The organism is Pseudomonas sp. DG56-2, assembly GCF_004803755.1.
GTDB classification, from domain to species: Bacteria; Pseudomonadota; Gammaproteobacteria; order Pseudomonadales; family Pseudomonadaceae; genus Aquipseudomonas; species Aquipseudomonas auratipiscis.
Genome location: NZ_CP032311.1, coordinates 1,621,883 through 1,639,949, shown reverse-complemented (window position 1 = coordinate 1,639,949; position 18,067 = coordinate 1,621,883). Strand labels below are relative to the sequence as shown.

General features: G+C 58.7%; 15 protein-coding genes and 3 tRNA genes. 3 read left to right on the top strand and 15 right to left on the bottom strand.

Going from position 1 to position 18,067, the window contains the following annotated elements; genetic code table 11:
• Positions 1-14: 14 nt before the first annotated feature.
• The 8 genes from murB to D3Z90_RS07640 form a co-directional block, all read right to left on the bottom strand.
• A complete protein-coding gene (gene murB / locus D3Z90_RS07675; RefSeq protein ID WP_136475172.1) occupies positions 15-1,031 on the bottom strand; it encodes a UDP-N-acetylmuramate dehydrogenase in 1,017 nt (338 codons plus the stop codon).
• Entirely contained in the window at positions 1,028-1,492 is a 465-nt protein-coding gene (locus D3Z90_RS07670; RefSeq protein WP_136475171.1) for a low molecular weight protein-tyrosine-phosphatase, read from the bottom strand. The genes murB and D3Z90_RS07670 overlap by 4 nt, the downstream gene beginning before the upstream one ends.
• On the bottom strand, positions 1,492-2,256 hold the full coding sequence (gene kdsB, locus D3Z90_RS07665) for a 3-deoxy-manno-octulosonate cytidylyltransferase (RefSeq protein ID WP_136475170.1): 765 nt from the start codon (positions 2,254-2,256) through the stop codon (positions 1,492-1,494). Before kdsB ends, D3Z90_RS07670 begins: the two co-directional genes overlap by 1 nt.
• Positions 2,253-2,438 carry a Trm112 family protein gene (locus tag D3Z90_RS07660; protein ID WP_003247142.1) on the bottom strand — a complete coding sequence of 62 codons (186 nt, stop codon included), beginning with the start codon at positions 2,436-2,438 and terminating at the stop codon, positions 2,253-2,255. The genes kdsB and D3Z90_RS07660 overlap by 4 nt, the downstream gene beginning before the upstream one ends.
• A 38-nt stretch (positions 2,439-2,476) precedes the next feature.
• Entirely contained in the window at positions 2,477-3,487 is a 1,011-nt protein-coding gene (lpxK, locus tag D3Z90_RS07655) for a tetraacyldisaccharide 4'-kinase (protein ID WP_136475169.1), read from the bottom strand.
• Entirely contained in the window at positions 3,487-3,918 is a 432-nt protein-coding gene (locus tag D3Z90_RS07650) for a biopolymer transporter ExbD (protein WP_136475168.1), read from the bottom strand. The genes lpxK and D3Z90_RS07650 overlap by 1 nt, the downstream gene beginning before the upstream one ends.
• Positions 3,915-4,550 carry a MotA/TolQ/ExbB proton channel family protein gene (locus tag D3Z90_RS07645; RefSeq protein WP_038608555.1) on the bottom strand — a complete coding sequence of 212 codons (636 nt, stop codon included), beginning with the start codon at positions 4,548-4,550 and terminating at the stop codon, positions 3,915-3,917. The genes D3Z90_RS07650 and D3Z90_RS07645 overlap by 4 nt, the downstream gene beginning before the upstream one ends.
• Before the next feature lie 70 nt (positions 4,551-4,620).
• Entirely contained in the window at positions 4,621-6,843 is a 2,223-nt protein-coding gene (locus D3Z90_RS07640) for a DNA internalization-related competence protein ComEC/Rec2 (RefSeq protein ID WP_136475167.1), read from the bottom strand.
• A gap of 142 nt (positions 6,844-6,985) precedes the next feature.
• On the opposite strand from D3Z90_RS07640, the gene D3Z90_RS07635 reads away from it, so the two are divergent.
• Positions 6,986-7,528, top strand: a complete 543-nt coding sequence (locus D3Z90_RS07635) for a DUF2062 domain-containing protein (RefSeq protein ID WP_136475166.1) — start codon at positions 6,986-6,988, stop codon at positions 7,526-7,528.
• On the opposite strand, the gene D3Z90_RS07630 is transcribed toward D3Z90_RS07635, so the two are convergent.
• The 3 genes from D3Z90_RS07630 to D3Z90_RS07620 form a co-directional block, all read right to left on the bottom strand.
• On the bottom strand, positions 7,496-8,275 hold the full coding sequence (locus D3Z90_RS07630) for an ABC transporter permease (RefSeq protein ID WP_136475165.1): 780 nt from the start codon (positions 8,273-8,275) through the stop codon (positions 7,496-7,498). The genes D3Z90_RS07635 and D3Z90_RS07630 overlap by 33 nt on opposite strands.
• Positions 8,272-9,204, bottom strand: coding sequence for an ABC transporter ATP-binding protein (locus tag D3Z90_RS07625; protein WP_136475164.1), 933 nt, complete (start codon positions 9,202-9,204; stop codon positions 8,272-8,274). The genes D3Z90_RS07630 and D3Z90_RS07625 overlap by 4 nt, the downstream gene beginning before the upstream one ends.
• Positions 9,205-9,342: 138 nt before the next feature.
• Entirely contained in the window at positions 9,343-9,966 is a 624-nt protein-coding gene (locus D3Z90_RS07620) for a glutathione S-transferase family protein (protein WP_136475163.1), read from the bottom strand.
• 184 nt (positions 9,967-10,150) lie between these two features.
• Here D3Z90_RS07620 and D3Z90_RS07615 point away from each other — a divergent pair, with 184 nt between their 5' ends.
• Both D3Z90_RS07615 and D3Z90_RS07610 read left to right on the top strand, forming a co-directional pair.
• Positions 10,151-12,598, top strand: coding sequence for an acyl-CoA dehydrogenase (locus tag D3Z90_RS07615; protein ID WP_136475162.1), 2,448 nt, complete (start codon positions 10,151-10,153; stop codon positions 12,596-12,598).
• A gap of 67 nt (positions 12,599-12,665) precedes the next feature.
• Complete coding sequence (locus D3Z90_RS07610; RefSeq protein WP_136475161.1) at positions 12,666-13,073, top strand: PA2817 family protein; 408 nt, start codon at positions 12,666-12,668, stop codon at positions 13,071-13,073.
• Between the two features lie 100 nt (positions 13,074-13,173).
• Here the strand turns inward: D3Z90_RS07610 and D3Z90_RS07605 are convergent.
• The 4 genes from D3Z90_RS07605 to D3Z90_RS07590 all read right to left on the bottom strand — a co-directional run bounded on the left by D3Z90_RS07605 (position 13,174) and on the right by D3Z90_RS07590 (position 18,034).
• Positions 13,174-13,249: transfer RNA gene (locus D3Z90_RS07605), tRNA-Gly, on the bottom strand.
• Positions 13,250-13,344: 95 nt separating this feature from the next.
• Positions 13,345-13,420 (bottom strand) — tRNA-Gly (locus D3Z90_RS07600).
• A gap of 4 nt (positions 13,421-13,424) precedes the next feature.
• Positions 13,425-13,500, bottom strand: a tRNA-Glu gene (locus D3Z90_RS07595).
• A gap of 190 nt (positions 13,501-13,690) precedes the next feature.
• A complete protein-coding gene (locus D3Z90_RS07590; protein WP_136475160.1) occupies positions 13,691-18,034 on the bottom strand; it encodes a hypothetical protein in 4,344 nt (1,447 codons plus the stop codon).
• Positions 18,035-18,067 lie beyond the last annotated feature (33 nt).

Here is an 18,067-nt window from a genome sequence, read left to right as displayed (position 1 = left end):
TCGACAGGGCTTTGTTACAACAGATTCGGCTCCATCTCGAGCGTGACGCCAAATCGCTCGAAGATATCTGCCTGGATTTTCTGCGCTAACTGATGCAGTTGCAGGCCACTGGCCTGACCGTAGTTGACCAGAACCAGAGACTGCAACCGGTGCACCCCGGCATCACCTTCACGAAACCCCTTCCAACCAGCTTGCTCGATCAGCCAGCCCGCAGCCAACTTGATCTGGCCATCAGCCTGTGGATAAGCCACCAGGTCCGGATGCTGCACACGGATCGCATCAGCCAGCACCGCAGTTACGATCGGATTTTTGAAAAAGCTCCCGGCGTTGCCCAGCTCTGCAGGGTCCGGTAGTTTTTCGCGGCGAATGGCGCAAATCGCATCGCTGATGTTCTGCGCCGTCGGGTGACTGACACCCTGCTCGCTCAGGCGTTGACGCACCGGACCGTAATCCAGATGAGCCTGCATGACTCGACTCAAGGCAAAACGAACACGCAGGATCAACCAGCGCCCGGGATTACGCTTGAATACGCTGTCCCGATAGGCAAAGGCGCACTCTTGCAGGCTGAAATCGCGCAGCTCGCCGGTCTGGCGATCCAACGCGGTCAGCCCGGCGAACACATCCTTGATCTCAACGCCGTAGGCACCGATATTCTGCATCGGTGCTGCACCGACGGTCCCAGGAATCAAGCTGAGGTTTTCCAGCCCGGAAAAACCCTGGGCCAGCGTCCACTGCACAAACTGATGCCAAGGCTCACCCGCCTCGGCCTCGACCACCACGCGCTCATCATCGGCAAGAATCCGCACACCGCGACTGACCATGCGCAGCACCAATGCCGGTACATCAGCGGTCAACAGCAAATTGCTGCCGCCCCCAATAACCAGCACCGGCACGTCCTGCGCCGCTGCCTGGGCCAGCGCCTGACGCACATCGTCGTCGTTGTGCGCTTCGGTGAAAAAGCGGGCTTTCACCTCGATACCGAAGGTGTTGTAAGGCTTGAGCGAAACCTGCTCCTGCCACTGCCTACTCATAGACGTCCTTTGAGTTCGATGACCAGTTTGCGGCACGCCTCTTCAATCAGGTCCAGCACCTGCTCGAATCCTTGCTCACCACCGTAATAAGGATCTGGCACCTCTTGCAGCGCGCTGTCGTAGCGCCGCAGGAACAAGTCGAGCTCCGCTTTCGCGCCAGCAGGCTGCATGGCCCGCAGGTTGCCAAGATTGCTCTCGTCCATTGCCAGAATCAGGTCGTACTCGGCGAAATGCCCAACCCGAACCTGCTGTGCTCGCTGCTGCGACAAATCATAACCGCGCAACTGCGCGGCACGACAGGTACGGCTGTCCGGTTGCTTGCCGACATGCCAGTCGCCGGTGCCGGCCGATGCCACTTCGATCAGCTCACTCAGACCTTCGACCTGAAGTTGGTGACGCAGGACACCCTCCGCCGTGGGCGAACGGCAAATGTTGCCCAGGCACACAAAAAGAACCCGCATCAAGCCTCCAGAATGCGCCTGACGCGCTCCAGATCTTGTGGTGTATCAACGCCCACAGGTGGCGCCTCGATTGCATCAGCCACATGAATGCGCACGCCATGCCAAAGTGCACGCAATTGCTCAAGCGACTCGGTGCGCTCCAACCAGCATGGCCCCCAACTGACAAAGTCATGGAGAAAGCCTGCACGGTAGGCATACATCCCAATATGGCGACGGTAAGGTACACCTTCGGGCAAGGTATCCTGGCCGCTGGCGAACACATCTCGCGCCCAAGGCAATGGCGCCCGGCTGAAGGTCAAGGCCAGGCCATTGCAGTCACTGACAACCTTGACGGCGTTGGGATTGAAAACCGCAGTGACGTCATCGATCGGTTCGGCCAAGGTGGCAATACCCGCCTCTGGATGCGCCGCGAGGTTTGCTGCCACCTGATCGATGATGATCGGTGGAATCAACGGCTCATCACCCTGGACATTGACCACAATAGCGTCAGCAGGCAAACCCAGCTTGGCCGCAACTTCAGCCAGGCGATCAGTACCGGAGTCATGATCCTCACGGGTCATCAGCACCTGCGCGCCGAAGGCTTCGCAGGCCTGATAAATACCGGCGTCATCAGTGGCAATCACTACACGGCTGGCGCTGCTTTTACACGCCTGTTCCCAGACGTGCTGGATCATCGGCTTACCGGCGATGGGCAGCAAAGGCTTGCCCGGCAGGCGTGTAGAGGCCAGCCGGGCGGGGATCACGACAGTGTAGGCCGGGGTCATTTATCCAGGCGCTCATCATCGGTCAGGGTGCGCGCTTCGCTTTCCAGCATGACCGGAATACCGTCGCGGATTGGATACGCCAGGCCTGCGCCTTTGCTGATCAATTCGGTTTTATCGGCACTGAGCTTGAGCGGGCCTTTGGTGATTGGGCAAGCCAGGATGTCGAGCAATTTGGTGTCCATGGGTATTCCTCAGGCCAGTGGCCGGAAAAAGAAACGAATCAGGAGTGCCGCGAGCCGGGTAACAAGCGATCAAGCTGAGCATCGAACCACACCCGGAAGGTCGGTGAAGGCACAGCATCGACCGCAAGGTACCACCAGTCGTCAGCAGCGAAGGCGCGGCATTTGACCGCGTCCTTCTCGGTCATGATCAGCGGGAGTGCAGGCGCAAAGCTCAAGGCTTGGGCGCTGTACTCCGCATGATCGGCAAAAGGGTGTGGCACAGGTCGCCAGTTTAGCCCCTGCAGGGTATTGAAGAAACGTTGCGGATTACCAATACCGGCCACCGCATGCACAGCCTGGCCTGCAGCGAAGTGATCCAGGCCTTTACGCTCACCGCTGCGCAAGTTGACCAGCGCCGTGGGCTGCAAGACAAAGGCAAAGCCGTCGTCGCGATCGGCGGTGGCCCCGTTGTAGAGCACTGCATCGACCTCTTGCAAACGCTCCACCGGTTCACGCAGCGGTCCGGCGGGCAAACAGCGCCGATTGCCCAGGCCTCGGGCGGCGTCGATCAACACCAGTTCCAGGTCACGGGCCAAGCGGTAATGCTGCATGCCGTCGTCACAGAGAATCAGGTCCAGCGACTCGCTGGCCAACAACGCCTGAACCGCGCGCGCGCGGTCGGGGTCGATCATCAAAGGCACGCCGCTACGCTGCACAATCAACAGCGGCTCGTCGCCAGCTTCGGCAGCATTGTGCTCGGCACGTACGCGCCAAGGCAGTTGCGCAGGTTTGGCGCCATAACCACGACTGACCACACCTACGCGCAACCCTTGCTGACGGCAATGGTCGATCAGCCACAGGATCATCGGCGTCTTGCCGGTGCCGCCAATGGTGATATTGCCCACCACGATAACCGGCACCGACGCACGATAACTGGGGCTATCCCCTGCGAGAAAACGCGCCCGCTTGCGCATCACTACACGCCGGTACAACGACTCCAGCGGACGCAGCAAGGCAAGTGCGGGATGTCCGGCATACCAGGCATCGAGCAAACGGTCGGTTAACGCCATCAAGGTGTCCCCTGAGCAGCCTCGACCGTGGTCATGCGCAATTGGCTGAAACCGAGTTTGCCGGCCGCATCCATGGCAGTGACCACCGCCTGGTGCGGGGTCTTGCCGTCGGCACTGATCGACAACGGCAGCTTGGTATCGCCTGCAGATTCTTTCTGCAGGGCCTCGGTCAGGGTCGCCAGGTCGCTCTTGGGCAGCAGGTTGTTATTCACCGAATACACACCGTCGGCGCTGATGGTGATATCCAAGTGCTTGACCTCGTCGTCGGGCGCAGGCGCGCCACTGACCGACTCAGGCAACTCGACCCGCAACTGGGTTTCGCGGGTAAACGTAGTCGTCACCACAAAAAACAGCAGCAGGATGAACACCACGTCAATCAGCGATGCCAAGTTGATATCCACGGTCTCCCGGGCCTTGCGCCGAAATTTCACGCCTTGCCCTCGGCCAGGTCGACATCACGGTCGCCCTGCACCACTTCGACCAACTTGATGGCTTCTTGCTCCATGCCGACAACCAACTCGTCGATACGACGCTGCAGGAAGCGATGGAAGAACACCGACGGGATACCGACCATCAAGCCTGCAGCGGTGGTGATCAGCGCCTTGGAGATACCGCCCGCCAGCACTGCAGCATTGGTGGTCATGCCGGTACCCATGAATGCACTGAAAATGTCGATCATGCCCAGCACTGTACCGAGCAAGCCGAGCAGCGGCGCCATCGCCGCAATGGTGCCCAAGGCATTGATGTAGCGCTCCAGCTCGTGAATGACTCGAGCCGCCGCCTCTTCGATGCACTCTTTCATGATTTCGCGACCATGCCGGGAGTTCGCCAGGCCAGCAGCCAGGATCTCGCCCAGCGGGGAGTCGGCACGCAGGGCCTTGAGCTTGTCACTGGTGAGCTGTTTGTCTTTTATCCACAGCCACACCTGACCCAGCAAGTGAGGTGGGGTAACCCGGCTGGCGCGCAGGGTCCAGAGACGCTCGGCGACGATAGCCATGGCAGCGATGGAACTCAGAATGATCGGCAGCATCATCCAACCACCGGACTTGACCAATTCCCACACAGTTAGCATCCCCTTGAAAAAGTCCGCCACTTTACCATAGGACCCTTGGAGGCTCATCTGCCGAAGGTCGTCAACTCGAATCGCGCCAGAATCGCCGCTGGCTACGCTGTTTCAGCGGTTCGCCAAACGTCCCCAGGCGCAAGCGCAGGGCGCCATGCAGGGCACTGTCGAATACTTCGATGCCGCTTGTCCGGTAGCGCTGCATCACCGATGCGTGCGGATGGCCAAATGCGTTGTAACGACCTCTGGAGATCAACACGCCACGAGGCGACGTCGCCGTCAGCAATGCCTGGCTCGAAGATGTGCGACTGCCATGGTGCGGCGCCTGCAGCCAGTCAATACGGCTCGCCTGCCAGTCTTCGAGCCAGGCCTGTTCGCCAGCAGCGTCAATGTCGCCAGTGAGCAGCAACCTCTCGCCCGCCGCCTCGACCAACAATACGCAAGATGCCTGATTACTGTCGCCTGCGCCCTGCCATTGCCAGAGCGAAAAACTCACGCCATCCCACTGCCAACGCTCACCACTGACACAGGGCTGCGCCTGCAACGCTTCAGCGTGCTTGGCAGCTTCGCCGCTAAGCACTCGCTGCACCTGCAAACCAGCCTTGAGCGCCAACGCACCACCGGCATGATCGGCGTCGGCATGGCTGAGCAGCATCAAGTCGATTTTCGCTACTCCCATTTTGCGCAAGGCAGGCAAAACCACACGCTCACCAAGATCGGAATCACCGACCACAGGCCCGGCGTCGTAAAGCATTGCGTGCTGTCGGGTCCGCAACACCAACGCCAAACCCTGTCCGACGTCCAGTTGCCAAACTTCCAATTGCCCTTCAGGCACTCGTTCTCGAGGTGCGAACACCGCCAGCATCACCAGCGGCCAGCCCAGAACCCGCATTGGCAGGCCCGCGGGCAACAACAGCGACACCGCCCCCAGACACATCAACAACCACAGCGGCCACGGCAGAGCTTCAGGTATCCATGCCGGCTGCACGTGCGCCAATAACCCAAGCAAGCGGAACAACCCATCGAGTAAGCCACCGGCGAGCCAGATCAAGCCCTGCCCCACCACCGGCACTGGTAATAAAACAGTGCCTAGCAGCGCCAACGGCAGTACCGCCAGACTGATCCAGGGCACGGCGAAAAGATTGGCCAACGGCGCTGTGAGACTGACCGGCAGCCCCAGCGCGATCAACACAGGCAAGAGCCCAAGAGCAATCAACCACTGCGCCCGCCCCCACGCTCGCCATGCACTCCAGGCCCCCAAACGGCCACTGAAGGTAAGAATCAACACCGCCACCGCCGCAAAAGACAACCAGAAGCCCGGGAGAAGACTAGCCAGAGGCTCCCACAGCAGTACGGCGTTGAACGCCAACAACCAAGGCACCCACATGCCTAGATGGCGATAGCGCAAACGCCAAAGCAACACCACTGCCAGCATCATGCACGCTCGCTGCACCGGCACTTGAAAGCCTGCCAGAAGGCCATAACCCAACGCCGTCACAAACGCCGCCGCGCACGCCCAAGGTAACCAGGGCAAGGCCTGCGGCCACCAACCCAGGCGCGCCAACAGGGCGATCAATGCGTAGACCAGCCCCGCCAACAGGCCAATATGCTGTCCGGAAATGACCAGCAAGTGCACGGTGCCGGTGGCCTGCAGTGTTTGCCAGCTTTCGCGCGCCAAGCCTGCACCGTCGCCCAGCACCAACGCTATCAGCTCCCCTTCACGCCCCTGCGCATCGGCCTGCAATAACCGCTGACGAACATCGCTGCGCCAGGCCCGCTGGGCGGGAGCCAGCAACTCGCCAGCCTTGACGCTGCCTGTGCCGCCTATGCGCCGGGCCAGCAAGGTTGCCTCCCGATCAGGCCCGTGGGGATTGAGCAAACCATGGGGACGTTTGAGGGTGACCGCCAGCCGCCAGCGCTCACCACTGCTGATCTCAGGCCCGGCAAACCAGCTCAACTGCAGACGCGATGGCAATACAGCGCGCCGGGATTGCGCCGCCTGAAGTTCGAAACGTGTTGATCGGCCATCTTGCGACGGCAAACCAACAACGGTGCCTTCCAACCACAGAGTGCGACCGTCGAGTTCGCAAGCAAGGCGATCATCCAGCGCCTGCTGTGCCGACAGACAAGCCCAACACAAACCCAAGAAAAACAGTCCCAGCGGATACGTTCGCCATGCCAGGCAAACAACGGCGGTCAGGGCCATTACAAGCAGCCACCCGACCGATGGCAAAACGGGTAGAACACTCAGGCATAGAAGGCCCAGTGCCAGCGCCAACATCCCTGTGCGCATGCGTCGAAGCTCCAGAATAAACCCACACCCACAGGCTTAGATCAGCGCAGCCAAGCACTCACTCAATAATTGTCACAAAGTCTGTAATGGGGGGCTTTTAGATTCCGTGCATACTTGCCACTTCACCCAGTCGAGAGCCTACATGCCGCGTCGCCTCTTTAAACGCTACATGCCCGATCCGACCAGCATCAGGGAACATAAATCCTTACGCTTTCTCGGCCGGCTGTTGCACGACCCGAACCTTTGGCACCTGAATCGACATTCGGTTGCCCGGGCAATGGCTGTCGGCCTGTTCGCGGCGTTCATTCCCGTGCCCATGCAGATGTTGCTGGCCGCGAGCCTGGCGATCCTGGTGCGTGGCAACATGCCGATTGCTGTCAGCCTGGTCTGGCTGACCAACCCGTTCACCATGCCGCCGGTGTTCTATTGCACCTACCAGATGGGAGCCTGGCTCATGCAGGTTCCAGCCAGGACCCTGCCGGATGAACTCACCTTCGAATGGATCACCGGCCAGCTGTCGACCCTGTGGCAGCCATTCCTGCTTGGCTCGGTGGTCTGCGGCCTGCTGCTCGGCGCCCTGGCTTACTGCCTGACCATGCTCTACTGGCGCTGGTGGGTAGGCCGGCAGTGGCGCCGGCGCAAACAGAAGGTATCAGGTACGCATTCCACGCCCACTGACCAGTAAGCGCACACAGCCTAAATACAACACGGCAGTGGCAGCGAGCATGAAGCTGATAGCCACCCCGATACGAATGTCCGAAACACCCAGGATGCCGTAGCGGAACGAGTTGACCATGTGCAGCACCGGGTTGGCCATCGATACGGTCTGCCAGAATGGCGGCAGCAGGTTGATCGAATAGAACACGCCCCCCAGGTAGGTCAGCGGCGTCAGGACGAAAGTCGGAATGATCGAAATATCGTCGAAGTTGCGCGCAAACACTGCGTTGATAAAACCCAGCAACGAGAAGATGGTCGCGGTCAGCACCACCACCAGAATGGTCACACCCAGGTGATGCACCTGCAGGTGGGTGAAAAACAGCGAAAGCATGGTGACGATCACCCCCACCGCCAGCCCGCGCAAGACACCCCCCAGGGTGTAGCCGATCAAAATAGTGTGGGGCGAGACAGGCGAAACCATCAGTTCTTCGATCGAGCGCTGGAACTTGCTGCCGAAGAAGCTCGACACCACATTACCGTAGGAGTTAGTGATCACCGACATCATGATCAATCCCGGCACGATGTACTCCATGTAGGTGAAACCACCCATATCGCCGATCTGCCGGCCGATCAGGTTGCCGAAGATCACAAAGTACAAAACCATGGTAATTGCCGGGGGCAGCAGGGTCTGTGGCCATATCCGGGTAAACCGACGCACTTCGCGATAGACGATAGTATTCAGGGCGACCAGATTGGCGCTCAATTCCGAACTCATACCGCCACCTTCGCCAGGTTTTTTTCCACCAGGGACACGAACAACTCCTCGAGACGGTTGGTCTTGTTGCGCAGGCTCTGCACTTCGATATTCTGCAAGGCCAACTGGCTGAACAACGCCGTGATGCCCACATCCTTGTCCACTTGCACTTCCAGCGTGTGCGGGCTTATCAGCCGGCACGGGTAACCGGCCAGGTTCGGTGCCTGGGACAAGTCATGCTTGAGATCGAGCAGGAAGGTTTCCACATGCAGCTTGCCGAGCAATGCGCGCATGCTGGTGTTTTCGACAATGGTGCCGTGGTCGATGATGCCAATATGTCGGCAAAGCTGCTCGGCTTCTTCCAGGTAGTGGGTGGTCAGAATGATCGTGATGCCCTGCTGATTCAGCTCGGTGAGAAAACTCCACATCGAGCGGCGCAGTTCAATATCCACACCTGCCGTCGGCTCGTCGAGAATCAACAGCCTTGGCTCATGCATCAGCGCCCGGGCGATCATCAGCCGGCGCTTCATACCACCCGACAACGAACGCGACGGCACATCGCGCTTATCCCAGAGACCTAACTGCGTCAGATACTTCTCGGCGCGCTCCTTGGCCACCTTGGCGTTAATGCCGTAGTACCCCGCCTGGGTCACGACAATATCGAAGGTTTTTTCGAACTGATTGAAGTTGAACTCCTGCGGCACGACACCAATGCTGCGCTTGAGCGCTGCGGGCTGTCGATCGAGGTCGTTGCCGAAAATGCTCACCGTACCGCTGGTTTTATTGACCAGGGTCGAGAGAATACCAATGGTGGTGGACTTCCCGGCGCCATTGGGGCCGAGCAAGGCGAAGAAATCACCTTCGGCGACATCCAGGTCAATGCCCTTGAGGGCCTGGAAACCGTTGCCGTAGGTTTTGGTTAGCTGCCTTATGGACAGAGCAGAACTCATAGCGGATCGCGTACCAGTTTGAAGGGTTCAAGACGCGACCGGACAGGCCGGCCGCAGTGAATATGGCCATGGTGCTTGTCCAGGCCATACAAGTACAGTCATGTGTATCGATAATAACTATCAGCTTGACCGCTGGATTCAGGTCAATGCCGTCATGACCGCCGCCTGGAAGGCCGGGCGCGCCTGTAAACGTTCGTACCAGGCGCGCAAATGGCGCATTTCGGGGCGCTCGATGGGCATTTCGAACCAGGCGTAGGCAAAGCAGCCCAGCGGGATATCGCCCATGCCCAACTCGCTACCGGACAAGTAAGGTTGGCGAGCCAGGGCTTGATCGGCAATGGACAGCATTTGTGCGCAGGTTTTGTGCGCCGCGTTGATCGCCACCCAGTCCTGCTGCTCGGCGGGCGTTCGCAGAATCCCCCAGAACAGAGGCCGGAAGGGCACGGCTAGCGATGACGTGGTCCAGTCCATCCATTTGTCTGCCTCGGCACGCTGGCGCGCGTCATCCACATACCAGCCAGATTCGGCACCATAGCGCGCCGACAGATACCGCACGATGGCATTGGACTCCCACAGCACCAGCCCGTCATCTTCGATCATAGGCACCAGGCCATTGGGATTGAGCGCCCGGTACTGGGGCTCGTTGACCAACCCAAAAGCCCCACCGGCATCTACCGACTCATACTCCAGCCCCAACTCTTCAGCGCACCACAGTACTTTCCTGACATTGGTCGAATTCTTCCGGCCCCAGATCTTGAGCATGACGACGTCCTGATGAATGTGCGGCCGTTCAGTCTACCGCAGACATCAGCTATGACAATTGCCCCACTCCCTCAGCGAACTCCAGCAGCCACGACCTGTCACTGTTCTGACAAGCCGATTGTCGGATGCGGTCTAAGCTCTGATGGTTCGCGCAATGCCTTTTTTGTTTCATGGAGGAATGGACATGTTGCTGTTGTGGTTAGTGATTCTGGTGATCGGCGCCGCCTACATGGCCCACCGTCGCATCGCCGCGGTGCCTGCACTGGCAATCCTTGCAGCGTATGTGCTGCTGATGGGTATTTTCAGCCATGCGCCTGGCTGGCTGCTAGCAATTCTGTGGTTGGTGTTGGCAGCCAAAGCCGCGCTGGTACTGCTCCCAGACCTGCGCCGCCGGGTTTTCAGCGGGCCCTTGTTCGGATGGTTCAAGCGCACCCTGCCCCCTATGTCGCAAACCGAGCGCGAAGCCATCGATGCGGGTACCGTATGGTGGGATGGTGAACTGTTCAGCGGCCGCCCGAACTGGAATACCCTGCTCGATTACGCCAAGTCTGAGCTGACCGAAGAAGAACAAGCCTTCATCGATGGCCCCACCGAAGAACTCTGCGCCATGGTCAGCGACTGGCAGATCGGCCAGGACCTGGACCTACCGCCAGCGGCCTGGGAGCACATCAAGTCCCATGGCTTCTTTGCCCTGATCATCCCCAAAGAGTATGGCGGCAAAGGCTTCTCGGCCCACGCTCACTCACAGGTGGCGATGAAACTGGCGACCCGCAGTGGCGACCTGGCATCGACGGTCATGGTTCCCAATTCCCTCGGCCCGGCTGAATTGCTGCTGCACTACGGCACTGACGAGCAGCGTCAGCACTACCTGCCGCGCCTGGCCCGTGGCGAAGAAATCCCCTGCTTTGCCCTGACCGGGCCACTGGCCGGTTCCGACGCCGGCGCCATGCCCGATACCGGTGTCATCTGCAAAGGCCAATGGCAAGGCGAAGAAGTCATCGGCCTGCGCCTTAATTGGGAAAAGCGCTATATCACCCTCGGCCCTGTAGCCACTTTGCTGGGCCTGGCGTTCAAGGCCTACGATCCGGAACACTTGCTCGGCGAGGAAGAAGAGCTGGGTATCAGCCTGGCCCTGATCCCTACCGACACCCCCGGCGTCGAGATAGGCCAACGCCACTTGCCTCTGGGCGCTGCCTTCATGAACGGGCCCAACAGCGGCAAGGATGTGTTTATCCCGTTGGAGTTTCTCATCGGTGGTCAAAGCATGCTCGGCAAAGGCTGGATGATGCTGATGAATTGCCTGTCGGTGGGCCGCTCGATCTCACTGCCGGCAGTGGGTACCGGAGCAGCCAAATATACCAGCCTGGTCACCGGCCAATATGCGCGGGTGCGCGAACAGTTCAACGTACCGCTGGCGGCCTTTGAAGGTATTCAGGAATCACTGGCGCGAATCGGTGGCAATGCCTTTCTGATGGACAGCGCGCGCCTGCTCACTGCCAAGGCCGTGGACTTGGGCGAAAAACCTTCGGTGCTTTCCGCAGTGCTCAAATACCACCTGACCGAGCGTGGCCGCGAATGTATCCAGCACGCCATGGATGTGCACGGTGGCAAGGGCATCATCATGGGGCCGAAAAACTACCTGGGGCGCAACTGGCAAGGTGCGCCAATATTCATCACTGTCGAAGGCGCCAATATCCTCTCGCGCAACCTGATGATCTTTGGCCAGGGTGCCATTCGCTGCCACCCTTTCGTGCTCAAGGAAATGGCCCTGGCTGGGCGCGAAGACCACCAGCAGGCACTCAAGGAGTTCGATCAGTTGCTTATGCAGCACATCGGCTTCGCGATCGGCAACGCCGCCAGCACATTGGTCCTTGGGTTGGGCCTGGGCCATTTCGAAAGGGTTCCGGGTGATGCCCTCAGCCAAGGCTACTTCCGTGCACTCAATCGCCAGGCCGCAGCGTTCGCCATGCTTGCCGACATGAGCATGATGTTGCTCGGTGGCGAGCTTAAGCGCCGTGAACGCCTCTCGGCCCGCCTAGGAGATGTACTGAGCAATCTTTACCTGAGCTCTGCCGCGCTCAAGCGCTATCACGACCTGGGGTCGCCCGAGCATTTGCAGCCACTGCTGCGCTGGGCCATGGAAGAGAGCCTGGGCCAGGCTGAAAAGGCCCTGGACCGTCTGCTCGACAACTTCCCCAATCGCTTCCTTGGCTGCGCCTTGCGTATTGTGGTGTTTCCCTTCGGCCGCAGGCATACCGGCCCGAGCGATGCCCTGGATGCAGAAGTGGCCGCCTTGATCGGACGACCGAAGGGCGACCCGGCGCTCGAGGAACTGCTTGCTGGCTGCTACCGTCCGATGGATACCAACGACCCGGTCGGCGCCCTGCAGCAAGCCTGCACCTTGCTCGAAGAATGCGCCCCTGTGCATAAAAAACTGCATCAGGCAGTCAAGGAGGGCAAGGTCAGCCCCGCACCCGGTGAGTCGACAATCGATGCAGCCCTGCGCGCTGGTGTACTTCAAGCCACTGAAGCGCAAACACTGCACGCTGCCGAAGCAGCGCGACGCACCGTGATCGATGTCGATGCTTTCAGCAAGGAGGCACTCCTGCCTACCCCCGGCAAAATTCGTTAACGGCCGGGACATCGGGCGCCGGGGGCCGTATACTCCCGCGCCCGTTTTGCTCAAGAGGATCGCCAGCATGGCTACCGATCGCCTGGAATATCATCTCGCCCTGCTTACCCACCTGCGCACCATCCTGGCTGCCTTGGGCGAAGCCGAGCAAGTGCCGGAAGAAAGTCACGCGCTGTTTCTCGAGCGCTTCGATGACCTGATGCTGCAACTGCCGGTTGACCCGGAAAGCACCTACCTGGGTCAGGACCTGATTTGCCAGATTATCCAACGCTACCCACAAGTTGCCCACTTGGTGCCGCGCGATCTGTTGTGGTTTTTCGGCGGTGACTGCCTGCACTACATGCCTGATGAAGAGCAGATGATCTACCAGACCCTGGAAGAGCGCCGCTATGAAGCCGAGCAGAATGACGAGCCGTTCGACTGGAACCAGGAAAAACAGCTGTTGAGCATGTCCGACGACGACAGCAAGCACTGATCCGCACAGGCGGCAGGATTGAAAAGTTCTGCCGCTTCAGTCAGCCAACATAATTCCAGACGAAAAAAAACGCCGTTCAAACGAACGGCGTTTTTCTGTTTGGAGCGGGAAACGAGACTCGAACTCGCGACCCCGACCTTGGCAAGGTCGTGCTCTACCAACTGAGCTATTCCCGCAAATTTTGTAGCTGCCGATTTAACTCGGCGAGAAAAAAGGCAAACAGCCCTTTTACTCATCACTACAGCGTTGTCAAACGCTGGAGCGCCATATTTGGAGCGGGAAACGAGACTCGAACTCGCGACCCCGACCTTGGCAAGGTCGTGCTCTACCAACTGAGCTATTCCCGCAAAATGGCGTCCCCTAGGGGACTCGAACCCCTGTTACCGCCGTGAAAGGGCGGTGTCCTAGGCCACTAGACGAAGGGGACACACTACAACATTCACTTCCTGCCACGCTGCACTGAGTGCTTTACGCTGCAAGTGGCGCGCATTTTAGGGATGCTGCGAAAGGCCGTCAACTCCTTTATATAAATTTATTTAAATCAATGACTTCGCAGCAGTAAAGGCAAGGAAACCATTCCCATCTGCCCTTGCCTTCCTGCTGACTTCTGGACCCGGTCAACTCAACCGAATACCGGGATAGAGCGGCCCAAGCTGCGCCTCCCACCCCTCACCGCCGCCACTCATGTCCTTGAAAGCGGCCTGGTTTCGAGGAAACGGATTCCAGATCAAACGTTGGTCAATTGCCCAGTACCTGCCGCCCGGGAAACCGACCTGGGCAATTCCTCCACCCGGTCCGTATTGGTTGTAGATTTCACGCAATTGCGCCAAATTCAAACGACTGTCCCATCCAACAATGTACTGCGCCGCAGCCAGGAGATTCATCCTGCGCACATTCTGCACCGTCACGCTGTAACCTGCGGACTGCCCCGAGCTGTCCCGCACAGTAATGACTGCCGATCCGTTTGCGCGCGATAGCACGGTGCCGTTGCTATCTACACTGGCTACGTTCGGATTGCTCGAGGAGTAAACGAGCGGCGGTGAGCCCCCAGAGGCCCTGCGTTGCCGGGAAGTATTGGCAGGTCGCGAGCTTGGCCCGTTGCCGTTATCTGCCCGTACGTAGATCACCCCGTTCAATACCATGGCGCTGGTATCGATTTGCAACGGTGGACGTGAGTCGACGATTACTCGCCAAGCGTTGGAAACAGGCTGGTCGCCGTAAAGGCCCTTGGCGGTGAAATCATGCTGCGCGGCAGACAAACCTGACATCGAGGCCTGCCAACTACCATTCGTGCCAACTGTCACTGTTTGCTTCTGCGCCCCATTATCCAGAATCTGTAGTTGCTGACCATCTTGTGCGGTGCCATATAAGGTCACGGTTGTTTCATAGGTGCGGCCGCCATTGGCAATCGAGGCACCTTTACTGTCCTGAGCACGATCGATAACCGGCGTTACACCCTGACGAACCTCGAAGGTACGCACAGAAGACTCCTGGCGACTTCCATAAAGCGCTACAGCCTTGACCCTGTAACGTTTGACCGTCAAACCCCTCATTGTCAGAGACCAGATGCCACTACTGTTGACCGTCGCGACTCCCTTCGTTACCTCGCCATCGAATATTTCGACCCGCTGCTGGATGCTCGCGTGACCAGACAAGGTAACACTCGAGTCAAAAGTAGAACCGCCCTCAACCACTTCGCCTTTGTGGTCTTTCACACTCATGATGGTCGGTGCGATGTCCGCTACCACCGTGAATGTGCGACTGCTCGACTCCTGGCCATTGCCGTACAGCGCCCTGACTTTGAATCGGTATTGGCGTAGCGCCAAGTTCGCTATCGAATAGGTCCAGTCGCCGTTGGCATCCACCGTCAACGTAGCCAGCGAGCTTGTTCCTTCGAATAATTCAACTTTCTGACCAAGGCTAGCCTTGCCCGATAAAACGACCGAGGTATCAACCGTGGTTCCCGCCTCGGCGACCTCACCGCGCGAATCCTTTACACTCGTAATGCTTGGCTTGATATCAGCAAAAACGGTAAACGTTCTCTGGGCCGACTCCTCGCCATTGCCATACAGGGCCTTGGCTCTGATGCTATAGATTTTTTGCGTCAACCCCGTCAGCTGCAGCGTCCAGCTTCCGTCACTGGCAACCCGTGAAACACCTTTAGACGTCGCTCCATCAAAAATTTCGACCTGTTCATTGGCACTGGCTTTGCCCACCAGCTTGACAGTGCTATCGGTCGTCGCACCGCCGTCGGCGACCTCTCCTTTTGAATCGCTGATACTTTCGACGGTAGGAAACACATAGTCGACTACACGAAATGTACGCGCTTTCGATTCTGCGCCACTGCCGTAGCGAGCTTTCGCCTTGATGACATAGGTTTTGACCGACAGGTCCGTGAGCAACAATGTCCAGTTACCGAGAGCATCAGAAGGAGCCGTATTGAGCGACTCCACGCCGTCGAACAGTTCAACAACCTGGTCGATACTGGCCTTGCCGGCTACTGTCACCCGCGTATCAACCGTGGTCTGCCCCTCGGCCAGCTCCCCCCTGGAGTCCGTCACCCGGGTAATGGTTGGGTCAACCTCTGCCACCACCTGAAAAGTGCGCTCCTCGGATACCTGCTGATCTCCGTACCAAGCCTTGGCTTTGACGCGGTAGGTTCCAATCTGGAGCGCGGTTTTCGGCAGTCGCCAGTCGCCCTCTTCATCAACGGTCACCCTGCCCCAGGAAACGCCACCTTCGAATAGTTCGATCTCCAAACCCGCGCTGGCATTGCCTACCAAGGTAACCGCCGTATCGACCGTGGAACCCCCATTGGCAATATCCCCCGTGCCATCCAATACCTGAGTGATGACCGGAGCAATATCAGCCACTACCGTGAAACTCCACACCTCAGATTCGCCGCCACCGCCGTACAACGCTTTGGCCCTGACGTTATAGCGCCGGGGCACCAGGTCCAGGAATGGAAATCTCCACGCGCCTTGCTCATCAGCGCCCGCTCGACCTATTGCCTCACTTTCGTCGAAAAGCTCTACCCCCATAGACGCTCGTGCCGTGCCTGTCAGCGTAACTTTGGTGTCGACTGTAATGCCGCCGTTGGCCACCGTCCCCCAGGAGTCCGCAACCTCGCTGATAACAACAGGTATCGGCGTACCGATATACAGTTCGAGCACCTTGGAGAGTTGAACCTGATCACCTCGCTTGAGCGAGTACAGGGCATTGATGACAGTGCCACGCGATACTTCGATCAAGGAAGCGGGTATGCGAAAACTCACCGGCCGCTCTTTAGACGCCTCGGTGATGGGCACCCAATCGCTGGCCGTGCCATTGGCGTAAATGCTCTGCCAATAATAGGTAAGTGTGTCCCCAGCCTGAGTGCCAGTGTATTCGACGCGCAACGTCACACCATTAGGAACCGCCATCTCTGGGTCGAGCACGTCGCCATCAGCCTCCGGCACGATCGGAGCAGGCAGCTCCTGCCGTAAATGGAGCACCCGAAAGTAGCTGCGCGCAGATTCACGCACGTCATAGACGACGGCCTGATCGTTGGAAACTCGGTAGAACAACTGCAAGGTGCCGCTGTCCAGTTCAGCAATGTGCGCCGCCTCCACCACCACTTCCAGGGGCTTGCCAACCAAGTTTTCGCTGACAAGTATCTCCTGTTCATGCAAGTAGACGCTGCCATCTGCACGCGTACCCAGCCATACTAGGTTAACTACATCCCCGCTGGACATGCCTGGATAAGGCCCGACCTGCACCCAGGCATACTCGAGCCGACTGTCGAGCTGGCCTTCTACAGCTTGCAGGATCAGCGGTGCAGGCAGCTGTGACAGCTCTCCAATAACTCTGGCAAATGCACGCTTGGACGACTGCGGTGGTTCACCCGTGGTTTTTCTCAGCACATAAGAAGCATCGGCAGTGCCGGAAGCAATGGCACGAACATCAGCGTTGGGGACTTTGAGTTCGAGTACCGAGGGCAAACTGCTGACCACCACCGACTCGGTATGAACAAGGGGAACGCCTATCATTGGCGTGCCAATCCAGGTGAACTCGATGGTATCGCCGAGGGCGAATGGTTCACCATCCATCCAGACCTGCACGGTGACGGGATTCGCTTCCAAAGCAATCAGATCGATCTGCCCATTGAACGCTTCCTTGATAATGGGCGGATCCAGACGCCAGGCACCGGCATCTACCTTAAGCTCAGTCGCACGCGACCAGTCCGATGAGTAGTTCCACACTTCATCGAAAACCTCATAGAACAACGCCAGCCCATTGCTGTCCCCGGCGGCCAATATCGCAGCCTGGTCGACTAGAATTTCCACCGGCTCGTCTCCGGCCGCTTCAGCCTCACTGATCAGACGCGCAAGTCGCACACTTCCCCATCGCAGCACTACTGTGTCGCGGGCAGCCCGATCCGGGTAGTTTCCGATGCTTACCGGAACCCCCTGGGCTGCCCACTCAGCATCAACGCCGTTGTCGACAACGTCTTGAGGCACCTGCGGACGCAGTAGCTCGGAATGCCCTGGCAAGTGAGGTTCCTTATCCACTCCAGCCGGTAGATTGAGCTTGATTCGCAAGCGCAATGGCACCGAATCCTCAGGCACAGTGCTGCCGCGGCGAAGTAGTTGGAAATGGATGTTCTCCATCCATTCAGGCTGAAACAACTCTTTGGGTAGATAGAAAAAGAGCCGCTCCCCGAGATCCGCCAGTTCCACGAACAACTCAAGCCTTTGCTCACCTTCGACCCATACCGTAATCCGGTCCCCTACCTGCATGTCCAGATAAGGATCGATAAGCGTCAGTACGCCGCCAGGGTCGCTTTCAACAACAGCAATATTGACACCGGCATCACCCTGCTCGACCGGCGTGATCATGCCGGCGATATACAACGGGCGCGGAGCCAGAACGTCCAGATCCCCTCTTCGAAGAGGGAAAAGACGGGCACTGAAAGTGTTCATTGAAAATCCTTTCTTGACATGACTGATGTGCGC